A 22,461-nucleotide genomic window follows, 5' to 3' on the forward strand; every position below is an offset into this window, starting at 1 on the left:
CTTACTCCTTTTGTAAAATTAAATTTTTTTCTAAAATTTTGTCTTGTGCAAATTTTGTGACAAGCCTAGCAAAAATCGCACAAAGCGCCTCCAGATCGGCGATTTCCACGCATTCATCGATGCCATGGATCCTATCATTTTTGACGCCAAATTCTACCACTTCTATACCATATTTTGCAAAGAATCTCGCATCGCTCGTGCCCCCGCTGGTGCTCAATTCTGGGCTAATTTTTAGGATCTCTTGGATGCAATCTTGCATCTTTTGTGCGATGTAGCCCTCTTTGGGACTCAAAAAAGGATGAGAGCTCTGCTTGAGGGTCAACTCATGCTCCACTCCTTCTAGCACGCTGCTTATGTATTTTTGAATATCTTGCTTGGTGGTCTTGGTATTGTTGCGCACATTAAAGAGGATTTTTAGCGAATTTGGCGTGACATTGACTGCCTCTATGCCCCCACGAATATCTGTGATCACGAGCTTGGAAGGCGCAAAACTCTCATCCCCACTATCTAGATCCACCCCAGCAAGCCTGCCCAAGCGCGCGCCCAAAATCTCTGTGGGATTTTTACATTTCTCTGGATAGGCCACATGCCCCTGCTTGCCCTTGATGAGCAGCTCTCCATTGATAGAACCGCGCCTGCCAATCTTGATGACATCGCCCATTTTGAGATTGCAGGTAGGCTCTGCTACAATGGCAAATGTGGGCAAAAATCCTTTTTGTGCGAGGAATTCTAGCACATAGCGCGTGCCATCAATCCCCACTCCTTCCTCATCGCTTGTAAGCAGCACAGAGAGGATTTTGGGGGATTTTGAAGACATAAGGGCTTTTTTTGCCTGCAAGATGGCAGCCAAAAATCCCGCAATCCCGCCCTTCATATCTTGCGCACCCCTGCCATAGATCTTGCCCTCCTTTTGCAATGGCACAAAAGGATCGCTCCCCCAGCCCTCCCCTGGGGGTACTACATCAACATGGCCTGCAAAGCACAGATGCGGTAGCTTTGCTAGCGCAGAAAAGTCTCTGAGATTGTTAATGGCAGGATTTTTTAGCGTTGTGTCACCATTTTGTTTTTGTGCATTTGCGGCGCTTTCGGTAGGGTTTTTAGAATTTTTTAGATTTTGGCCAAGATTTTTGCTAGCAGAAAGTGCTAGGGAATCTTCTTGCTCGGACGAGTTTTGGCTACCAAAGACTCGGTAGCAAAAGAGATTTTTGATCTGGTTTTTATCTAGTGCAATCACTTCAAAATCCCCCAAAATCTGCGTGATTTGCGCATAAATCCCGCATTCTTTTGGCGTGATGGTGGGATAGGTAATCAGCCTTTGCAAAATCTCAGTAGCTTGCATTGCTTTTTTTGTGGTGGAGATGGATGTAGAGATGCAAGACTTCTAGGCTTGCAGGCGTGATGCCGCTGATATTTTTGGCATGAAAAAGTGTGGCGGGACGATGGAGATTTAGCTTTTCTACCACTTCTAAACTTAGCCCTGCTATTCCTTCAAAAACAAAATCTCCAGGGATCTTGATGCGCAGCATCTCCTCCATCTGCTCGACACTTTGCTTTTGCTTTTCTATATAGGCATCATATTTGCATAGGATGCGCAGCTGAGACCTTGCACGCAAGCTAAAATCTTTGAAAAATTCATCCAAGACATCAAACTTTTCTTCGCTAAAGCTATCGCGTCCTGCCACAAGCACCGCACTGCATTTATCCACGATGGGCGCCTCATGGATTTTTTCCAGCAGGGCTAGTGTTTCTTTGGAAGGGGTGAGAGTTTTTTTTGTCAAAAATTCCATGCCCCTATCAATGTCTTCTTGATCTTTTTGCAGCATTTGATAATCCTCCTCCTCCATGAGGCCAAGCCTATAGGCATATTTGCCCAGGCGAAAGAGGGCATTGTCTTCGCGAAGCAATAGGCGATATTCTGCCCGCGAGGTAAAGACACGATAAGGCTCATTGGTGCCCTTGGTGACTAGATCATCAATCATCACGCCAATATAGCCCTCATCACGGCGCAATACTAGCTGCTCCATGCCAAATTTTTGCGCATTCCCCTCAAGACTTAGCACCGCATTGATGCCAGCCATGATGCCTTGGGCTGCAGCCTCCTCATAGCCAGTGGTGCCATTAATCTGACCAGCAAAATAAAGCCCAGAAATAAGGCGGGTTTCTAGCGTGTGATAGAGCGCTGTGGGATTGCAGTAGTCATATTCAATCGCATAGCCATAGCGTGTGATGCGCGCATTTTCTAGGCCCGCGATGGAGTGGATCACAAGCTCTTGGATGTCATAGGGTAGCGAGGTACTCAGGCCATTAACATAGTATTCCACGCCATCCCTAGTCTGGGGCTCTAGGAATAATTGATGGCGCTCCTTGCTTGCAAATCGATGGACCTTATCCTCGATGCTGGGGCAATAGCGCGGCCCCACCCCCTCAATCTGACCAGTAAACAGCGGGGCGCGATGGAAATTTTGCGCAATGATTTCATGGGTTTTGGCATTGGTGTAGGTCACAAAACAGGGCAATTGCGATGGCGCAAAGTCTTTGGTGTGATAGCTAAAATGCGGCGGGATTTCATCGCCATGATGGATTTCCAAACCCGAAAAATCAATGCTCCTGCCATCTATGCGCGGACAGGTACCAGTCTTGAGCCTGCCAAGCTCAAACCCCAGCTCTTTAAGACTCAAAGAGAGCTTATTGGCACTATCCTCACCAAAGCGACCATTCTGGCTTTGGGACTCTCCGATATGCACCAGCCCACGCAAAAAAGTACCTGTGGTGATGATGACTTTTTTTGCAAAATAACACTTGCCAATGTTGGTTTTCACACCCTTAATCTTTCCATCTTCTACAAGCAGTTCCTCGACCACTTCTTGAGATACACTCAAATTTGGCGTATGGAGCACATGATTTCTAGCATGAATGCGATAGGCATCCATATCAATCTGGGCGCGTGTCCCTCGGACTGCTGGACCCTTGGAGGCATTGAGGATGCGGTATTGGATGCCGCTTTTATCACTAAGTCTCCCCATCACGCCTCCTAGTGCATCCACCTCCTTGACTAAATGCCCCTTACCAAGACCCCCGATGGCAGGATTGCAGCTAGCAAGCCCGATGTTTTCTATAAGCATGGTTAATAGATGCGTCCTTGCTCCCATCCTAGCACTGATGCAAGATGCCTCGATGCCTGCATGCCCACCGCCAATCACTAAAACATCCCATTCTCTCATCATTGCCCTCCTCTTTGTCTATAGTTTTGCTGCTGGTAGTTTTGTTGTTGATAATTCCCCTGCGAGCGCTGGTAGTTTTGTTGCGGGCGCTGGGGTTGATTGGCCTGCTGGATGCGAGACCCTGTAATCTCTTTTGGCTTTTCTTTGGTGTTTTCTTCATTTTTCTTCTGAGATTTTTGGAATGTCACAGCATAGCTTGGATGTTCACGCTTCTGGCTGCCAAAGCTATAGCGCACTCCAGCATTGAAGAGATAATCCTGGTTGATGAGCTTGCCCAAAAACCCTGCCTGCCCCTCAAAATATAGCCGCACATTTTCTGTAATCATGCTATTGATGCCAAAGGAGACTAATGCCATGTGATTATAGAAAAACTCACTAGTGCTAGTAGCAATCCCACTGACATTTAGTATCAACTTCCCTGCGTTGTAATTCCCCACATAAGAAGCCCCCAGACGGAAATCTGTCTGATTACTCCCCGTGCGCAGACTATAACCAAAGGTCATACCCACAGCACCGCGCATCAAAAAGGATACGCTACCACTAGAGGCTAATTTATCTTGTTCTAACATCCCCATTTCCTGCAGCATCTGCACCTTGGTCATAAAACCACCATAAAGCGCTAAATTGCCATCTACCCAAAATCTCCTAGCCTTATCAAAATTCAGGCGATACCCCAATTCCTCTTTGATTGTGAAGACATTGCCCCTAGGAGGTGTTTTGACATTGTTGCTCTTGGTGTTTATAGAAATATAGTCATATCGCACAAGCGTATCAGCATAAAATCCACTATCCCCAATGTAGGTATAGTAGATTGCTCCATTCATAGAGGTACCAATGGCATCATAGAGGGGAGCTCTTAGACGATTGTAGCCATATCCAAAGCTCACACCCACATAATGCATGCCCTTTTCTGCTGCAAAGCCATAGTCATAGCCTCCCTGTAGATTGTTATAGAAATTCTTCACGCTGAAAAATTTGGAAGTGGAATGACCCACAAAATCCCTCATCCAAAGGTTGTTATTGTACACGCCATCGCGCAGCTCACCCATACGCTTGTTGAGATTATCCAAAGAAGAGAGATACACCAAATACACACTTGCTAGCAAAGAAGTGGTGTTCTGATTCTCCTGGGGATTAATCTCTGCACTAAAACCCTTGATGTAGTAGTTATCCACCAAATTTTGCGCACCTTGAATCGTGGTGCCCTGGCCGCTACCTTGACTACCCTGGCCACCTTGACTATTGCCGCTGCCACTAGGTGGGGTGATACTTGGATTTTTGGGCTCAGTAACCTTGGCATACCAAGTCTCAACAAGCAAATACCCCTGCTTTATGACAGAGGGTCCAGAGACATTAAATGCAAAATTACTCCTGGCTACATTTTCCACCGTGGCTACAAGGATATTATTGCCACGATTTTGGGGCTCATAGACATAGTTATTGGCATTCTTGAGATCATAATCACTATAATAGGTCTGCAACCTTGCATCGCTCGTGCTGCCAGTTGCAGTCATGATGTCGATGAGATCGGCCTTTTTCTGCTCAAGATTTGCCACTCCACGGAAATAGACATGATTAAGATCTTTTGCGTCATGAATCTTAAGATCAATAAAGCCATGATTCTTGTAGAGATCTCCTGCGACCATGTCAACGATGGTGTTTTTTTGCAGCAGCGTGGAGCTTGAGACATCCGCATTCTCTCTTACATTCACCGCACTTAGATTCATGACTGTGGTGCTGGCATTGACCATCCATCTAGAGCCCTCATCTAGGTTGATGGAATAATTGGCCTTTTTATTGACAAAATCCGCATCCAAAAGCGAGAATTTATCGATGTTGAAAGTCACTCCAGGGTTTGTCGCCCCTTTCTGTGCTGCTAATACAGTGCCATTACCTGATGCACCAGGAGTGCCACTCAAGATATTGATACTACCGATGTAGGTGCCACTAAAGACATAATCTGTGGCACTTCGCATAGTGACTGTTGTGACATTGGTGGTGTAATTAGAGACATCGCGCAGAGATCCAAGCATTGCATTGGCCTTAGAGGCATTGAGACTTAACATGAGGCCATTGGTGAAATTACTGGGATTAAGTCCATTGGTGATGTCAGGATTTTTGGCAGTAGTTTGAGTGTTGTTGGTAGCAGAGAGGATGAGATCTGTGACCCCACCTGTGTAATAGATCTTTGCATTAGCCCCATGTGCGATGCCCTGCACAGCGATGAGATTGCTTGACCCCTCTCCTGTGCTAATCTGAAAATCTAGCATGCCATTTGCTGGTGTGCCTGTGTTAGGCGTGGTGGGTTTATTCTCTGCTAGTGCGAGGCTTAGGACATTTTTCCCTCCATCACCAGCACCCATCACAAATCCCCTGGCATTGAATTTGGCATAGGTCAATATATTGACAGAACCCTGGCCATATGCCTGCACGCCCTGAGTCTTACTAGAGGAGCCTTGTGTGATGGTGAAGCTATTTTGCCCGCTACCATTTGCCAAAATATTCCCATCAAAAGTGGCATTGCTAAGAGAAAAAGAATTAATCCCGCCTCCTAGGGCTGCAACATTGCCTATGATGCTGCTTAGCACCGTGCCAATGGGGTTAGTTTTATCTGCATTAGTTCCATCAGTGAGCGTGTTTTTGGCACCACCATCTGCATAGATGACATAGCCATTCCCATTATTATTTTGAAGCGCTACCCCTCCCTCCTTGGTAAAATTCAGAGTATTGCTCCCGCCATGATTAGCAATCATTGCCCCACTTAGAAGGCTAGCTCCTGTCATCTTTATGATGTTTTCTCCAGCATCCGCGATCACATCCCCATGCATGGTGAGCTGATTGAGGATTAGGGTATTGCTTCCCTGATTTAACGCTGTGACATTGCCCGTGATATTTTGCTTCATATTTGCCGCATTGGCTCCAGCAGGTGGCGTACTCGTGGTACCTGGTGCTGGTGTAGGTGTTCCTGGTGTAGCAGCATTTTGCCCGCCATTTGCTGGTGGGGTTTTTTGGAGTTGGAGTGCAAGGGACTGGCTGATATTATTTGACCCACCATCTGCTAGGATGGCGTTTTTGTTCTTGTCATTTGCAATGAGGGTAATAGAGGATTTATCTTGCAGGAGGATGAGATTTTTTGCATCATTTCCCACTGCAGAGACATGAGCGCTGTTAATGACAAGATTTACTAGCTTCTCTAGGTCATTTTTCCCGCCATTTTGGGCGATGATGCTGCCTAGGATAGTGTTAGCTGCCTTTGTGTCTTGATTTATGACAGTATTATTCCCAGCATCTGCGAACACCGCTTGGGTGGAAGTTTGATTGAGCCCCAAACTCGCACCATTAGAGAGAGTGATGGTATTTACCCCACCATTGATGGCAGAGAGGGTGGAGTTTTGGATCTTAGAAGCTCCTCCTTGGATGGTGATATTATTTTGTGCACCATTACCCTGGGCTTCCATCGCACCAACAATAGTGATACCCGCACCATTCACACCCCCAGCGCCTCCAGCATTTGCCGCGACCTTGTAGGTCAATGTGTTGATCCCAGCATTTGCACTGATATTGCCAGTGATGCTTGAAGTCCCACCAGTGAGCGTGATGGAGTTACTACCTGAGTCTGCTAGGATGGCATTTTGCCCGCCATTGATGCTCATCAAGGTGAAATTAGAATTTGTTGCAATGATTTTATTCTCTGCATTTCCGCCCTGAGCCATGATCCCACCATTGCTCATATCAAAGCGCGCCACCTGGGAAAGGTCATTCACTCCAGCATTTTGGGCGATGATGCTGCCTAGGATGGTGTTTGCTGCCCCATTCCCCGCTCCAGCATTTCCATTTGTTGCATTAGAGGCGATGATGGTATTTTTGCCACCCGTCCCCTCTGCAAAAATCGCTGCCACATTGTCCTTAGTCATGAAGGTAAAGGTAGAAGTAGCGCTTAGATCTAATGTATTGGTAGCACCATTTTGAGCCGCAAGATAACCAGCACTATTTGCATTATTGATTGTTCCATTGAAATGCAGCGTATTGCTAGCCCCCGCACCCTCTGCGATGATGGAACCCATAATACTCGTAGTCTGAGGAGCTGGAGCTGGTGGCTGACCTCCGATGCCAGCAGTGGCTTTGGTGTTTGTGTAGTCATTTTGCCCGCCATTTTGAGCGATGATATTGCCCTCTATGCTAAAAGCCGCCTTGCCAGCTTTGAGTATGATGGTGTTAGTTCCTCCATCTTGGGCTATCAACGCATTCCCCGCTCCATTTGCCTTGAGGCTAAAACTTGCCTCCGTAGGGGTGATGATGTTTTTTCCACCCTTACCGCTTGCAGTGATATTGCCATCAGTGATGATGAAATTTGCCACGCTACCCAGATTATTCACACCACCATTAATAGCAGACATGGTAACTGTAGAGATGCTAGATTGCCCCTCTAGCGTGATGGTGTTTTGGCTGCCCTGGCCATTGGCTGTGATGCTCTGTGTAGCCACTACAAGTGCTGCATTTCCCGCGGGGGGATTTGGCGGAGGTGGAGGATTTGGAGCAGGATTGGTGGCCTTGGCTAGATTGTCGCTAATGTCATTGCTCCCACCACCAAGGGCTGCTATATTGCCAGTAATCTTTCCTTTTTGGATGGCGATATGATTCCCACCACTATTGGCACTAATAGCACCCGTGATATCGAGATTTGTTAGAGTGATGGTGTTATTGCCTTTTTCTAGTGCTGTTATATTGCCTGTGATGGCATTGCTTCCCGTGGTACCACCATTGATGGTATTGCTCGCACCCTGTCCTTGAGCATTGATGGCACTAGCACCAGTGAGCTGCATCGTGGTGGTGTCTTTGAGCGTGATGGTGTTAGTCGCATTACCATTTTGGGCCACTGCATCAAGGTAAAAATTTGAGATTTTTGCACTGTCATTTAGAGTCAGTGTATTGGTGACATTGCTACCATTTGCCTGCAAGATCCCACCCTTGATACCAGAACTCCCAGCAACAATTAGCACATTACTCCCCCCACCCCCCAGTGCATACATGGAGCCTGTGAATTGCAGTCTTTTGAAATTCAAGGTATTGCTTCCGCCATCCACTGCCAAGATATTCCCATTGATGGTATTAAACCCAGTAGGCGCAGTTCCAGGAGCAGGTGGAGGAGCAGCGGTGACTCCATTTTCTGCATTGATGATATTGCTCGCACCCTTGCCCTGGGTGTAGATGGCATCATTGCCCTTGCCCACAGCCTTTCCATTGGCATCTTTGATGCTAGCACCATTGAGTGTGACAAGCGAGCTGTCATTAAGCGTGATGGTATTGCTCGCATTACCATTTTGGGAGATTGCCTCCATATATCCTGACATACTAGATCCATCTTTGAGCGTCAGAGAGTTGGTAGAGCTACCCACCAATGCCCGGAGGGAGCCAGTCATTTTGGTATTACTAATTGTGGCGGTATTACTCCCCCCGCTTGCTAACATATCTCCTGTGAGTATGTTGGCAGGATTATTATCCTTAGATCCAAGCGTGAGGGTATTTGCCCCTTTTTCTTTTGCGATGATGGAGCCTATGACATTGACATTTTTTAGTGTGATGGTGTTAGTTCCCTGATTGGTCGCAGTGATGTTGCTCTGGATTTGATTTAGGGGATGATTTGGCTTAACAGGTGGTGCACCATTTAGGGCATTTTGAGCATCATTGATGACATTGCTAGCATTTTCTCCATCCGCATAGATGGCATTGCCATCATGATCCACAAAATTAACGCTGCTCCCCTGCTCTAGATTCAGCGTATTGGCAGCACTACTATTGCCACCCTGCTTATTCTGTGCGATGAGATAGGCATTTTGCAATGAGGAATCTTTGAGCGTGATGGTGTTTGCTGCTAGCTCCACACGCGGGGGTGGTGGGGGCACTGGGGGTGGCAGGGCATTGGGACCAGTGCCATTATTTGGAGTGGGTGCAGGCTTTTGTGGGGGTGCATTATTGCCAGAATAAACCGCACTCACCCCACCTGTGAGCACAGCCTTGGTGCTTGTGATGGTGTTAGTTCCCTGTGTTGCTAACACATTTCCAGTAATGCTGCTTTGCTGCGCATTCTTACCAAAGACCAAGGTATTACTCCCTCCACTTACGCTGATATTTCCATTCATAGTGAGATTATCTAGTGTAATGGTATTGCTTCCATGCGCAGTAGCAGAGATATTACCATCAATCCCATTGATCCTACCTGTCGCCCCCTGTGTGATATTGTTCCTACCCCCATTTGCTAGGATGGCATCATTTCCTGCATTTTGCACATGGAATTCACTCTCACCAGTCATCGTAATATTGTTAGTAGAAGCAACATTATTGGCATTATGCTCACCTGCACTAATTTGCGCGGCATTGAGCGTCGTATCTTTGAGTTCAAGCGTGTTGGTCGCACCATTTTGAGAGAGGATGTCCCCAGTGATTGTGCCAGATTTGCTAATGGTGATATTATTGCTTGCATCATCGGCACTAACATTTCCCGTGATAGTGAGCTGCTGGAGGTTTATGCTATTTTCTCCTCCTTGCTGGGCGAAAATCTGGCCTGTGATGGTGTTGGGTTTGGTTGCAGCATTTGCATTGACACTCTGGGCCTCTAGGATGACGTTTCTGCCATTGCTCGTGGCATATAGCGCATTCCCTGTGGTCTTGTCTGCAGTCAGAGCGATGGTAGATTTTTCATCCTGCAGCGTGATGGTGTTGACTCCTGCTGATGCATCCATGGACATATTGCTAAGTGTGGAATTGGCTAGCTTGATGGTGTTAGTGGAGGGGGCATCCGCGCTCTGCACAAAGATCTTTTTATGCTCCGCCCCACCTACTGTCATGCCCTGGAAGGTAATCTCATTTTTGCTGGGACTAAAGGGAGAAAGTGCAGTGATATTCCCCAAAAAACTCCCACTATTTGCATTCTTTCCAAAGACAATCGTATTGGTCGCGTTGCTTTGTGCGATGATATCCCCACTCATGGTGACTCTGTTTAGCGTGATTTCATTGGTGGCATTAAAGATTGCCTTAATGTCGCCAGTGATAGTATTCATCGGGCCACCAGTGTTTGCGTTGCCATTGGTGTGGTCTGTGATGATGTTTTTTGCCCAGACTCCATAGGCTAGCACAGCCACATGATTATCCCCACCTAGCCCTTCGCCAGTATCTGGATCCACATCCGCGCCACTGACAAGCTGCACACTGGAATTGTCCTCCAGCGTGATGGTGTTGGTCACTGCTTTGGTCGCCCAATTGTTACCATTTACCTTCTGATCGATAGTGCGCATCTGAAATGCACGCACAAAAGTCTGGGTAATAATGCTATTTCCCTTGAGTGTGATGGTATTACTCGCACTCTCCTTCACAGGGTCTTGGGATGTACTTGAGACAATGATCCCCCCGACTGTGCCCTGGGCATTGATGGTGGAATCGGTGAGATTTAGCGTATTGCTCCCCATGGTGTCCACTGTGATATTTCCCTGGAGTGAGAGATTGCCTAGAGTAATGGTGTTAGTTCCCTGATTGGCGGCTGTGATATTGCCATTGATGCTGTTTTTTGTCACCGGGTTACCTGGTGCTGGGGGCTGGGGCTGAGGGGGCTGGGGGGGCTGATTGGGATTTGCCACACCTGGGTTTCCTATTTGCCCGGCTGCTGGGGTGTTGGTAATGAGATTAAGTGCCCTCACACCACTGGCCAAAATCGCATTGTCATCCTTGATATTTGCCACAAGATTGATACTAGAGCCATCCAACACCCTAATGGTGTTTTGCGTGTTTTGGACATTTGTATTTGTCGCAGTCTGAAGGGCTGATACATAAGTATTTGCGATGCTGCTATTGCCATTTAGGATGAGGGTATTTTGTGTGATGAGGGTATTCCCCGCGCCTCCAGTGGCACTGATTGCATAGAGCTTGTTTGGCGTGGCATTCATTGCGGTATTAGTGAGGTCAAGATTATTGCTAGCGATATTCTTTGCGATGATGGAACCTGAAAGCGTGCTCTTAAAATTTTGTGCTTGGCCTTGATTGGGTTGATTTTGTTGACCTGGGTTTAGAGCGGGATTATTCCAGTTATTTGGCGCAGCATGACCTAGTATGAGGATATTTAGGCCATTATTCTCAGCATCAACATTGCCCGTGATGTTGGCACTTAGCAACTGGATGCTATTCCCACTTTTAATGGTGGCATTATTATTGGAATTTTGCGTAGCATAGATATTTCCATTGATAATCTGGGGTTTTTTACCATCGGTGGTATCAAGGATCTGATTGTAGGATCTATAGCCACTAGAAAAGATCGCATCATCCCCTGTGCCCACCTTCTGGCCTTGAGCATTGGTGATCTGAGAGCCTGTAAGACTGATTGTGGCATGATCATTGATTACCACATTATTGCTAGAGGTTTGCTGTGTATTGGTGCCAAAAGCCATGAGATATCCATTGCTAAAGCTAGCCTCTCCCTTAAGGATGAGGGTATTTTTTGATGGAGAGGGGATGCCATTGACATTGCTGCTATTTGCAATCAAACTCCCCTGCATACTGGCTGGGAAATTCTGGGCGTTATTACCAGCTAGTGCATTCCCACCGATGGTAATAGCATTTTCCCCACCAGAGGCATTGGCATTGCCCTGGATGGAGATTTTTCGCATAATGATGGTGTTTTTCCCGCCATTTTGCGCGAAGATTTGCCCTTGGATCTCTCCATTACTAGAGCCAGCGCCATTGGCCTCTGTTAGGCTATTGTTCGCACCAGAACCTATGGCCTGGAATGCATCAGTATTATTATTGGCTAGCACACTAAATTGCGAGCCATTCTGCAATGTGATGGTATTGCTTGTAATTGGCACATTTGGTGCGGGGTTGGCATTTCCATTGCCATTATTTGCAGTGATGGTACCATGCATAGAAACCCTTCCATTTGCCTGCACATCCAGAGTATTGGCTCCTTGTGTATTTGCAAGCATCCCGCCCTGGATTTGGGCGTTACTAAGCTTTAGTGCATTCTTCCCGCCATTGAATGCTGAAATATTACCCGTGATGTTTACATTTTTGAGCGTGATATTATTGGTGGCGACATTTGTAGTTTGTGCTGCATCGACATTATCTGCAGTAATGCCACCTGTGATGGTGGATGCCTGATTTCCGTTAGAATTATCCTTAATGATATTATTTGCGCCATTGCCTAGGGCATAGATGCCAAAAGGATTATTCGCCCCAAGACCACGGAGTGTAAGTGTGGCATTGCCATTTAGAGTGATGGTGTTGTGATTTTGCTGCGCCTGATTTCCTGGTGCTGCTCCTGCTTGGGGTGCGGCGGGTGCTTGGGGTTGTTGTGGTTGGGCCTGCTGGCCTCCTGGGGCTCCACCAGGTGCGGGTGCTGGTTGTGGCTGAGGTTGTTGACCTTGACCTTGCTGACCTTGGGCGTTATCTTGCGTAGTTTTAGACCAAAGATTGCCAGTGAAGTTTCCGCTACCATTTAGCGTGATGGTGTTACTAGAGTTTTTTCCCTCTGCGAGGATATTTCCCACTAGCTTCCCAAAATCCCCGGGATTTGCTGGAGCCACCCCCTGGCCATTTCCCCCTTGACCTGGGGCTGCAGCACCATTGTTGTTCCCACCGATGGTAATGGTGTTGCCTCCGCTATTATTTGCGGTGACATTGCTTTGCAGCGAGGTAGCAGCATTATTACTGCTCACAATAATGGTATTCTGGCTGCCAGCCCCGCTAGCAGTGATGCCGCCAGTTATCTCTGTATTTGCAAGTGCTAGAGTGTTGCTGCCGCCATTGGCCAAAACCTGCCCATTGATGAGGAAGCTCTGCGTGTTTTGAGCATCTTCTTTGAGCGCATTAATGCCGCCCTCTCTTGCCTCAATGTTTCCTGTTAAGCTCGTATTGGCTCCTAGCGTGATGGTGTTAGTTCCTTGATTGGTCGCAGTGATATTCGTGCTCACTGTGCCAATCTTTGTGTTGGTGTTGGCTCCTAGCGTGATGGTGTTAGTCGCATTGGTGCCAGTGGCATCTATCCCTCCTGTGATGGTGATATTTTGGAGTGTGATGGAATTCGATCCATTTGCCTGTGCCTCGATTTTTCCCGTGATCGTGCTAGGTGCAGCCAGGCGAAAGTCATCAGTGATGGTGTTGCTGCCCTGATTGTTAGCAGTGATGTTGCCTGTGAAATTTACTCCCTGAATAGTAATGGTATTTTTACCCTGACCTGTGGCAGAGATATTTGCCTGATTGTTGGCGATGAAGTTCTGATTCCCCAGCGTGATGATATTCTCACCAGCCTGACCTGTGGCAGAGATGGTGGTCACAGAGCCATTATTAAACTGGATGGTATTTCTGCCATTTGCCTGCGCCTCTATATTTCCCTGGATCTTTGTGGCATTTGCAGCACTCCCAATCGTGAGTGTATTACTCCCTTGATTGGTGGCACTGATATTTCCAATGACCTCGCCACCATCAAGCGTTAGAATATTATCCCCTTTTTGCGTGGCAGAAATATTGCCCGTAATTGTTGTATTAATCAAATTGAGCGTGTTTTTTGTGGCATTTTTACCAGCCTGGCCTGTGCCTACTCCTGGGCCACCCGGGGCAGCGGGAGGATTTATGACACCTGTGGCGGTGATGTTGCCTGTAATATTACTTTTTTGCGCACCGCCTATTGTGAGGGTGTTGCTACCACTAGAATTCGCGCTGATGTCCCCTGTGAGCGCAAGCATCTGAGCTGTGATGGTATTATTTCCAGCATTTTTTGCCTCTATGACTGCATTTCCGCCTTGAGCGCCTCCATTGCCATTGCCCTTCAAGGTAAAGCTAGTGAGATTGAGGGTATTTTTGCTACCTGCGCCATCTGCAATCATATTGCCACTTTGCTCTAGATTCTGCAGCGTGACTGAGTTGCTGCCGCCATTGCCCGCGTAGATGTTATTGGTGATTTTGTTTTGCTGTGTGGTGTTACCTGTGATGATATTGCTATTGCCCTGGCCACTAGAGGAGAGTGCGGCGTTGTTGCTATTTGTCTCCCCATTTGCAGTCGCATTGAGATTGAGCTTGGAATTTGCATTGAGCGTGATGGTGTTGCTTGATCCAGTAGCGGGTGTGGCTTGTCCACCATTTGTGGTGACATTATTGGTCACAAAGCCATTGATTGTAGCAGTACCACTTAGTGTGATGTTATTTTTTGCATTGTTCCCTTGGGTGATGACATTATTGATGCTACCAGCACTAAGCGTGATGGTATTGCTAGCGCCATCTTGAGCCTTGATATTGCCATCGATCTTGGCGTTATTGAGCTGGAGGTTGTTAGTAGCGCCATTGATGGCCAGCACAGCCCCTGCGATGGTGCTTTGCTGCGCAGCGTTGCCATTACTGGTGATGGTATTTTGTGAATCCTTTCCATCAGAGAAAATAGAGACATTGAGATGATTTGCACCGCCTTGGGCTGGGGGTTGGACGCCACCTGCTGCACCATTTTGAGCCTGGGGAGCATTTTGTGTATTTGGGATAGCAAGTATGCCGCCTGCATTGAGGGTGATGGTGTTGCTACCCCCGCTGATAGCAGAGATATAGCCCTGTGCTTTGGAGCCCAAATCGATGCTCAAGGTATTTTGCCCTTTTTCCTGAGCCACAAGGGGGCCAGAGATCTCAGTGTTTCGCAAGTTAGTGATGGAATTTCTGCCACTATCAATGGCATAGATGCCCCCAGCAATCCTGCCTTTTGTCGCTCCTGCGTTTGCTAGAGTGGTGGTGGTGACATCATTGATGTTGTTAGCAGCATTTGCCCCAACTGCGAGGATGGAGAAATCAATCTTTGTGCTACCAGCTCCCGCTCCGCCGCCGCCAGCACCTCCGCCGCCGCCCGCTGCAGCTCCATTATTCAGCGTCACTGTGATCTTGCTAGTGCCATTATTTAGCGTGATGGTAGCATTTCCCTTGGCGGCATTGAGATTGAGGAAGGAATTTCCCTGCAAAATGATGTTATTGCTCGCAGCGCCCCCTGGTTGCTGCGGGGGTTGGGCATTTCTATTTATGGCACTCACATAGATGTAGCCATTTTCCATGGAAGAGTTACCCTGGAAGGTTACAGTGGTGCTATGGCCCCCGCCTTGGGTAGAGATGTGGCCATTGAGTTTGTCGCCATTATTGATTGTGACTTGTTTATTGGCTTCAGAATTATTATCAATATCCCCCTGAGCAGCAGCGGCGTTTGCAAAGGGGGTCAAAAATCCCGCGAGCGAAAATGCCACAAAAGTCTTTTGAATCTTGGAAAAAATCATATGAAAAAATCCTTAGGAAAGAACCGAGAATTTTGGGCTCAAATAGTGAAAAATTCTATCACATTAAAGCGACATTTTGCTAATCATTCCCGCTTCCAGCAAGAAAACTGAGGGCTGGTATTGTAGATTTTTCATAGGGTCGCTTTTGGCATAGGAGAGATAGAGGCGCGTCTTAGCACGCGTCACTGCGACATAAAAAAGCCTGCGCTCCTCCTCTAGGCTGCCGCCTTTTTGGATGAGTTTGGTATTGGGGAAGCGCCCCTCCATCAAATCGATGACATAGACCTCTTCGTATTCTAGACCCTTGCTAGCATGGATGGAGAGGAGATTCACCCCACTGCCCTGCACCGCCTCTGATGCACCCAAAATCATGGCATTGAGGAATTTCCCTAGGCTATCATAATGCTTGGCTAGATTTTGAAGCAACAAGACTTTGCGCGCGATCTTTTCTAGGGCATCACTTTTGCGCGTAGGATCGATGCTGCCATCTTTGTTTTTGGCGCGCTCCCTAGCTAGCATTTCTGTGATGCGCCCATAAAATCTATTTTTTGCAATGGCATCAATCAGAATGTGGGGATTTTTTTCCTTATGGAGATTTGTAAAGAGCTGGCAAAAATCCTGCAAAAAAAGCGCAGAATCGCGAGTGAATTTGGGATGAGAAAGTATGGGATGAGAGCAAAAGGTAGGTGCTAAATACCCATCAAAGCGCGCAGCATTCTCTAGCAAAAATAAATCATCAAAAAGCCCTAGCTGCGCATTTTTAGCGCGAGTTTGGTAGGGCTTTTTGGCATTGGGGGACAAAATCCCAAGCGCTACATCTCCATCCCCAAGATTGATAAATGCCTCATAGATGTCCTTTGCCACTGAGCTGCCAATCTGGGGGCCATAGCTTAGGGTGTGGATGAAAGCCATCATATCCTTGGGATTGTACAAAAGAGCACAGAGATCTAGCATCAGAGCTACTTCTTTGGTATCAAAAAAACTCGTGCTGCCCTTGCGTTTGGTAGGTACACCAAGCTCGCGCAAAGAGGCCTCACAACCATCAGCAGAGGCATTATTGCGAAAGATGATGGCCACTTCATCAAAATTAGGATTGCCGCTGGCAATGCGCCTAGCTATCTCTTGGTATTGCAAAAAAAGCTCTTCATAGACAAGGAGTCTTGGTGGGGGGAAATCACCGCTTTTGATGACCTCTAATCTTTTGGGGTAGATCCTTGGGTTTTTTTGGATCACCCGATTGGCAAGATCTAGGATGAGCGAGCTGGAGCGATAATTTTTGCTAAGGGTGAAAACCTGGGCATCTGGGTATTTTCTAGTGAAATTAGCAATGATGCTAATGTCTGCACCATTGAAGGCATAGATACTCTGGTCATAATCCCCCACGCAAAAAAGGCTTTGAGGATTGAGCGCATCAAGGAGGGAGTCTTGCAGGGGGTTGGTGTCTTGATATTCATCACAAAGCACCTCAGCATAGGGGATGGGATTTTTTTGAATCTCTTCACGATAGAGCAAAAGAAGATCATTGTAATCTGCGTAGTGAAAGGTTTTTTTTAGTGCATCAAATTCCTCAAAAATCCCCTCATAAATTAGAGCAAACTGTTCTTGGGCTGGGTTTTTTTCTCGTAGCCAGGAGGGAAAATCCAAGTCTTTGGAGGTGTTTAGAAAAAGTGAATAGAGGTCATAGAGATACTGAGCAGAATAAGGCGTAGTGCCCTCAAAGCTTGGATAGACACGCTTTTCTGCGATGCTTTTAAAAAGGATTTTTAGCTCTCTGGGTTGCTTGAGCGTGATATTGCGCTTTTCTTTGAGATAGCGATAGGCTATGGCATGGAAGGTGCCAGACTGAATAGCTCTAGCCTTGGTTTGGCCAAATTTTTTTGCTACGCGGGCAATCATTTCCTCCGCTGCTTTGTTGGTAAAGGTAAGCAACAAAATAGACTCAGGCAAAATTTGGTTGTCAAAAAGATGGGCGATGCGCCCCACGATCGTGGAAGTTTTGCCAGTGCCAGCGGAAGCGATTATGAGATTATGCCCCATTTTTGCGGTGGCAGCGAGTCTTTGCTCATCATTGAGATTGGATAAGGGCATGGAAATCCTAGAGTTTTTTTGTGATTATTGTTTTGCAATTGTAGTGGAAATTTGAAAAAAATTTGGGTGGCATTCTCACTCCCCTGCTATCCCCCTGCGGGGTTACTGGCTTTGGTGAGCGTTTTTCCCTGCGCATGAGTCTTTCTCTACCCATTACGCGGGGGGCTCTCTTTGCAATAACCCCAGGGGGTTGTTTTCTCCACCCCTTGCGCGGGTTTTCTTTCTCTCAAATAACCCAAGGGGGTTGTTTTTCTACCCCTTTGCAGGAGCTCTCTTTCTCGATAGCTCGAGTGGGTTTCTCGATAGCTCGAGTGGCTTCCCTCGCAAAAAAGGCTTTATCCCCTCCCCGCTCCCCTTAGCTCAAAAAACGCCGCCGCTTTTTTGGCAAATAAGGGGAGGGCCTCGCTTAATCCACTTCTAGCAAAAAAAGAGCGGAGTCACTCCTGCCTCCTTGATTCTCTTTTTTTGCACCACGAAGCGGGCGAGAGGTTAGGAGTGGAAAGTAGCACGCACGCAAGGGATAAGGGGGGGAAGCATTTTAAAAAATCCCTGTGGGCCCCGCCCACGGTAAAAAGTAGAGCGTGTCGGGGTGGGGGTACGACATAGGGGGAGGGAGCGACTCCGCATATTCAAGCCCCTCCCCCTTGTGAAAGAAAAAAACTCCCCACAGGGGAGAAAGAAAGCCCTCGCAAAAAAAAGGGGGGAAAAAATCTCCTCGAGTCATCGAGAGGAAACCCGCACTGGCAGTGCAGGGGCACAAGTGAGTAAAAGCATCATTCTCCCTCCTTTATGAGGGGTGTGAAGGTCAGTAGTTTGTCACGATAATATTCATATTGCTTTTTTCTTGCAGCAATCTCTGCAGGGATGCCAGAGCTAAGGTCCTCTGTGAGGGTGGAGAAATCATCTAAAATCTTCACAATCTCTCTTTGGACTTCCAGAGGGGGAAGGGGAATGGGGAGATTATCTAAATTTTTACTATAGACATGAGGAATGCCTCCTGTGCTTTTTGTTGCATAAATTGCATCCTGTTTCACTTGAAGCCAATAAAAAAGATACTTTGGTATTAAATTTTCTTTTTTTGGAGAGATGGAAAAGGAATCTGAAAGAAAAACAGGGATATTCCAATAACTAACATAGCCAGCATATGCTCCACTAGAAGAGATTGCTATTGTTTCCCCGATGCGATTTGCATGGTTGTGATAGTATGCGGGTTGTCTTCCTCCAGCAATAACAGGAACCTCTCCAGGAACTGCATTTTTTTTGCTTATCGTTGCTCCCTTTTGAAACTCCCCCACCTCCCCCAACTTCCTAAACTCCACACCATGAGGGCAGAGAGAGAGTAGCAATGCTTTGAGGGCTTTGGGATAGGATTTATCTCTTAGTCTCTGCTCTGCTCCTTCTTTGCTTGCATCCACATCGCTAAAAGAGAGCAGCCAATTGCGATAGTATTCATACTGCTTTTTGCGTAACTTTAATTCTGTATTTAATTCTGTATTTAATTCTGTAAATGTGTCTAAAATCTTCACAATCTCTCTTTGGACTTCCAGAGGGGGAAGGGGAATGGGGAGAGTCTCAATGTCTGCTTTATTTAATGCAGGAATACCAGCACCAAATTGAGATTTTATAAGAAAGCTTTCTTTATTTTTCAAGAAATAAAAAAGAAATTTGTAATTCACTTTTTTGGAATCGGATTCAATAACATAACAATGCGCACCTGCCCAGAATTTTGAAGTCATATAATTCACATATCCAGCAGAAGCTCCTCCCTGACTTATAATAATTTTTGGAGAATTTGTATTATATGTATTCCAATATCCTGAAGCATAAATTCCTCCATTCATAACAGGATATTCTCCATAATTTGAAAGAAACTCTTTATTAAGTTGTTTTCCTTTACAAATATTTATCACCTCCCCCAACTTCCTAAACTCCACACCATGAGGGCAGAGGGTTTGGAGTAATTTCTCAAATCTATTCATATTATTACCTTCCTCAAACTCCTTGAATCTCTTTGACTTGGGGTTTGCATCCTATTTTCTTTGACTTGGCTTGTTTTTAGTGTTTTTTTCTTTTGGCTTTCCTGTGTCTTTATAGCATGCATCCCATCACCTTCTTTTATCAAATTCCAAAAATTACAAGGGAATTTTACCAATACAAAGCGAGTTTATCAAAGACATCAAGCAAAGGCTGTGTTTTCTTTGCTCACTTCTCTTTATGCGGAGTGGCTTTGGTGATGGTATAAAGCCCTCTGATGAAATTAAGCTTTATTTTCTCTGGCCTTTCTCTTGATGACTCAAGGGGGTTTCTTGCTCCCTTGCGCGGGGTTTTTTAGATCTGTGTGAGGGTTCTTCCTCGATAGCTCAAGGAGGGTTACTTTTCGATGACTCGAGAAGTTTCTTTTTTCCTTATCCCCTGCGAGGTTTCTTTTTCTACCCTCCTTGCGCGGCTGCTCTTTTCCTCGTTTTCCCGAGGAGGGTTTTCTTTTTGCTATTGCCACCCTTACGCGGGAGCTGCTTTTTTCTTTCACAAGGGGGAGGGGCTTGAATGTGCAAGCTCGCTCCCTCCCCCTTATGGACCCCCACCCCGGTCAGGCTCTACTTTTTACCGTGGGCATACGCCCACAGGGATTTTTTAAAAACTGATTTTTTGCGTTCAATTGAGAAACACATAAGATAAGCAAGGAAAAAAGTGTGTAGGAGATCGAGGAAAAGTAACGCGCTTAAGCGATTGGGGGGAACGCGCCAAGAAGGCGCAGGGGATTAAAGCGCGTTATCTCTTTGTTTTTTGGTGGATGAGTTCTACAAGTTTTATGGCATTTTCTCTGGGCAAATCAGGCAGCATCCCATGACCCAGATTGAAGATGTGGCCAGGCTTTTTGCCCATCACGGCCAAAATCTCATCCACTCCCATCTCCATAGCATCTTCATGATACAAACAGCAGGGTTCTAGATTGCCCTGCAGGACATATTTTTTGCCAAGCAAGGTTTTTGCAAGCTCAAGCGGGGTACTCCAATCCACTCCAAATACATCAAAATCTCCATCGATGTGCTTGAGATATCCCGCTACACCCTTAGGGAAGAGGATTACAGGGATATCTGGATGATGCATCTTGACATGCTTGGCGATGTCTTTCATGTAGCCCCAACTAAATTCAAAATACGCATCTTTTGCCAGTGCATTGGCCCAAGAATCAAAGATCATCACAGCATTAGCCCCAGCTTGTATCTGCTTGGTAAGATAGCCCTTGAGTTCATCTGTGATTTGTTTTAGCAGGTAGTGCATGGTCTGAGGGTTGGCATAGAGCATCTTTTTGCTTTTGGTGTAGGTTTTGCTCCCTTCCCCCTCGATCATATAAGTAGCTAAAGTCCAAGGAGCACCACAAAAGCCAATGAGTGCCTTGTCTTGGGGGAGGCGAGCGCGCACGCTAGAAATGGTGTCATAAACATAATCTAGCCTTTCAAACGCATCTTTTTTGAGCGCGCAGACATCAGAATAACTCTCAATACTCTTTTGAAATCTAGGCCCTTCCCCTGCGATAAACTCTAGAGGCAAACCCATCTCAAGGGGTATAAGCAAGATATCGCTAAACAAAATCGCTGCATCCACATTCAAGATCTCCACAGGCTGCAAGGTGACTTCTGTAGCAAGTGTGACATCCTGACAGAGATCTAAGAAACTTCCCGCCTTCGCGCGCGTAGCCCTGTATTCTTCTAGGTATCTCCCTGCTTGACGCATCATCCAGATGGGGGTATAGGGAGTCTCTAATCTCTTGCAAGCATCAATAAAAATCATTTCTTTCTCCTTTCTCTAATCTCCAAAATTCCTTAGCTCCATGCACAAGCCTATCAAAACTTTTGGACTTGATTGCCATCATCTTCATGTGATGAATTTTGGCAAGCCACTTAGCTATGGCGCAGCATCTCATATTCTCTAGGGATGAGATAATCCTCACAATCCTTGATCCAAACATCATAAAACCCCGCCTCATAGCCTAGCGCAAACATCTTCTCCACCCCCTTTTTTTGCAGATCACTAAGCTCTATAGAATCGTGATTGGCATAGAGGTTTAGATAGGCATCTAGCTTCTTTTCATCCACGCGGATGAGATTTCTCTCCAAAAGCATGGCAGAAAGTATCTCTTTGCCGCTTAGTGCAACACGCACAGCCTTGGTGAGCGTTTTTTCGATGTCGATTGCCAGATTGAGTGGGAGAGATCGGCGCAACACCATCCCACCTAGTGGCAGAGGCAAATCTTCTTTTGCCAAATCCCTCCAAATATCCCAGAGCTCACGCTCTACCTCAAGGGCGCTATCATAGCATAAAATCGATTCATGAATCAACACACCCGCATCCACTTCGCCCCCAAGCACCGCACCCTCAATCTCTAAGAAATTTTTGTAAACAATGCGCGCATCAGGATATGCCAGAGAAAAAAGCAGCGCATTGCTGGTATGCTCCCCACTGAGTGCGACTTTGAAATTTCGCTTAAGCCTTGCACCCTTTTTCTTGATGAGTTTTGGGCCATAGCCATTGCCAAAGCTAAGACCTGTGCGAAGCAGCACATAATCTTGACGAATGAGCGGATAAACTCCAAAAGAAATCGCACTGATATCAAACTCCCCAAGCAGTGCTTTTTGATTGAGGCTCTGGATATCTAGAGCGATATTTTCAAATCTCTGCCCTAGCTCGCTCTCCACCCAGCCAAAGACAATCGCATAGTACATAAATAAATCATCTGCATCGGGACTATGCGCTATGCTAAGCATTCTCTCTCCTTGTTAAATTTCTGTGGATTTTTTGTAACTTTTTGTGTGCAATTATAAGGCTGTATTTTCAATATTGATTTAATCAAAAGTGCTAAACTCCTC

Annotated in this window: 7 protein-coding genes; all 7 read right to left on the minus strand. The window is 46.4% G+C overall.

The features are described 5' to 3' along the window. Position 1: 1 nt before the first annotated feature. Entirely contained in the window at positions 2-1,339 is a 1,338-nt protein-coding gene (gene dapE / locus DQN48_RS04445) for a succinyl-diaminopimelate desuccinylase (protein WP_013023156.1), read from the minus strand. Continuing rightward, the gene (gene mnmG, locus DQN48_RS04450; RefSeq protein ID WP_013023157.1) at positions 1,326-3,224 is read right to left on the minus strand and encodes a tRNA uridine-5-carboxymethylaminomethyl(34) synthesis enzyme MnmG; all 1,899 of its coding nucleotides are present in this window, start codon (positions 3,222-3,224) and stop codon (positions 1,326-1,328) included. Before mnmG ends, dapE begins: the two co-directional genes overlap by 14 nt. Next, the gene (locus DQN48_RS04455) at positions 3,221-15,505 is read right to left on the minus strand and encodes a glycine-rich autotransporter protein (RefSeq protein ID WP_013023158.1); all 12,285 of its coding nucleotides are present in this window, start codon (positions 15,503-15,505) and stop codon (positions 3,221-3,223) included. Before DQN48_RS04455 ends, mnmG begins: the two co-directional genes overlap by 4 nt. A gap of 63 nt (positions 15,506-15,568) precedes the next feature. Continuing rightward, positions 15,569-17,593 (minus strand): ATP-dependent helicase, encoded by a 2,025-nt coding sequence (locus tag DQN48_RS04460; protein ID WP_013023159.1) that lies wholly within the window; start codon positions 17,591-17,593, stop codon positions 15,569-15,571. 773 nt (positions 17,594-18,366) lie between these two features. Continuing rightward, complete coding sequence (locus DQN48_RS04465; RefSeq protein ID WP_013023160.1) at positions 18,367-19,572, minus strand: restriction endonuclease subunit S; 1,206 nt, start codon at positions 19,570-19,572, stop codon at positions 18,367-18,369. 790 nt (positions 19,573-20,362) lie between these two features. Beyond that, on the minus strand, positions 20,363-21,385 hold the full coding sequence (gene hemE, locus DQN48_RS04475; protein WP_013023161.1) for a uroporphyrinogen decarboxylase: 1,023 nt from the start codon (positions 21,383-21,385) through the stop codon (positions 20,363-20,365). A gap of 110 nt (positions 21,386-21,495) precedes the next feature. Continuing rightward, positions 21,496-22,359, minus strand: a complete 864-nt coding sequence (locus DQN48_RS04480; RefSeq protein WP_013023162.1) for a menaquinone biosynthesis family protein — start codon at positions 22,357-22,359, stop codon at positions 21,496-21,498. Positions 22,360-22,461 lie beyond the last annotated feature (102 nt).

The organism is Helicobacter mustelae (assembly GCF_900476215.1).
Lineage (GTDB): Bacteria > Campylobacterota > Campylobacteria > Campylobacterales > Helicobacteraceae > Helicobacter_H > Helicobacter_H mustelae.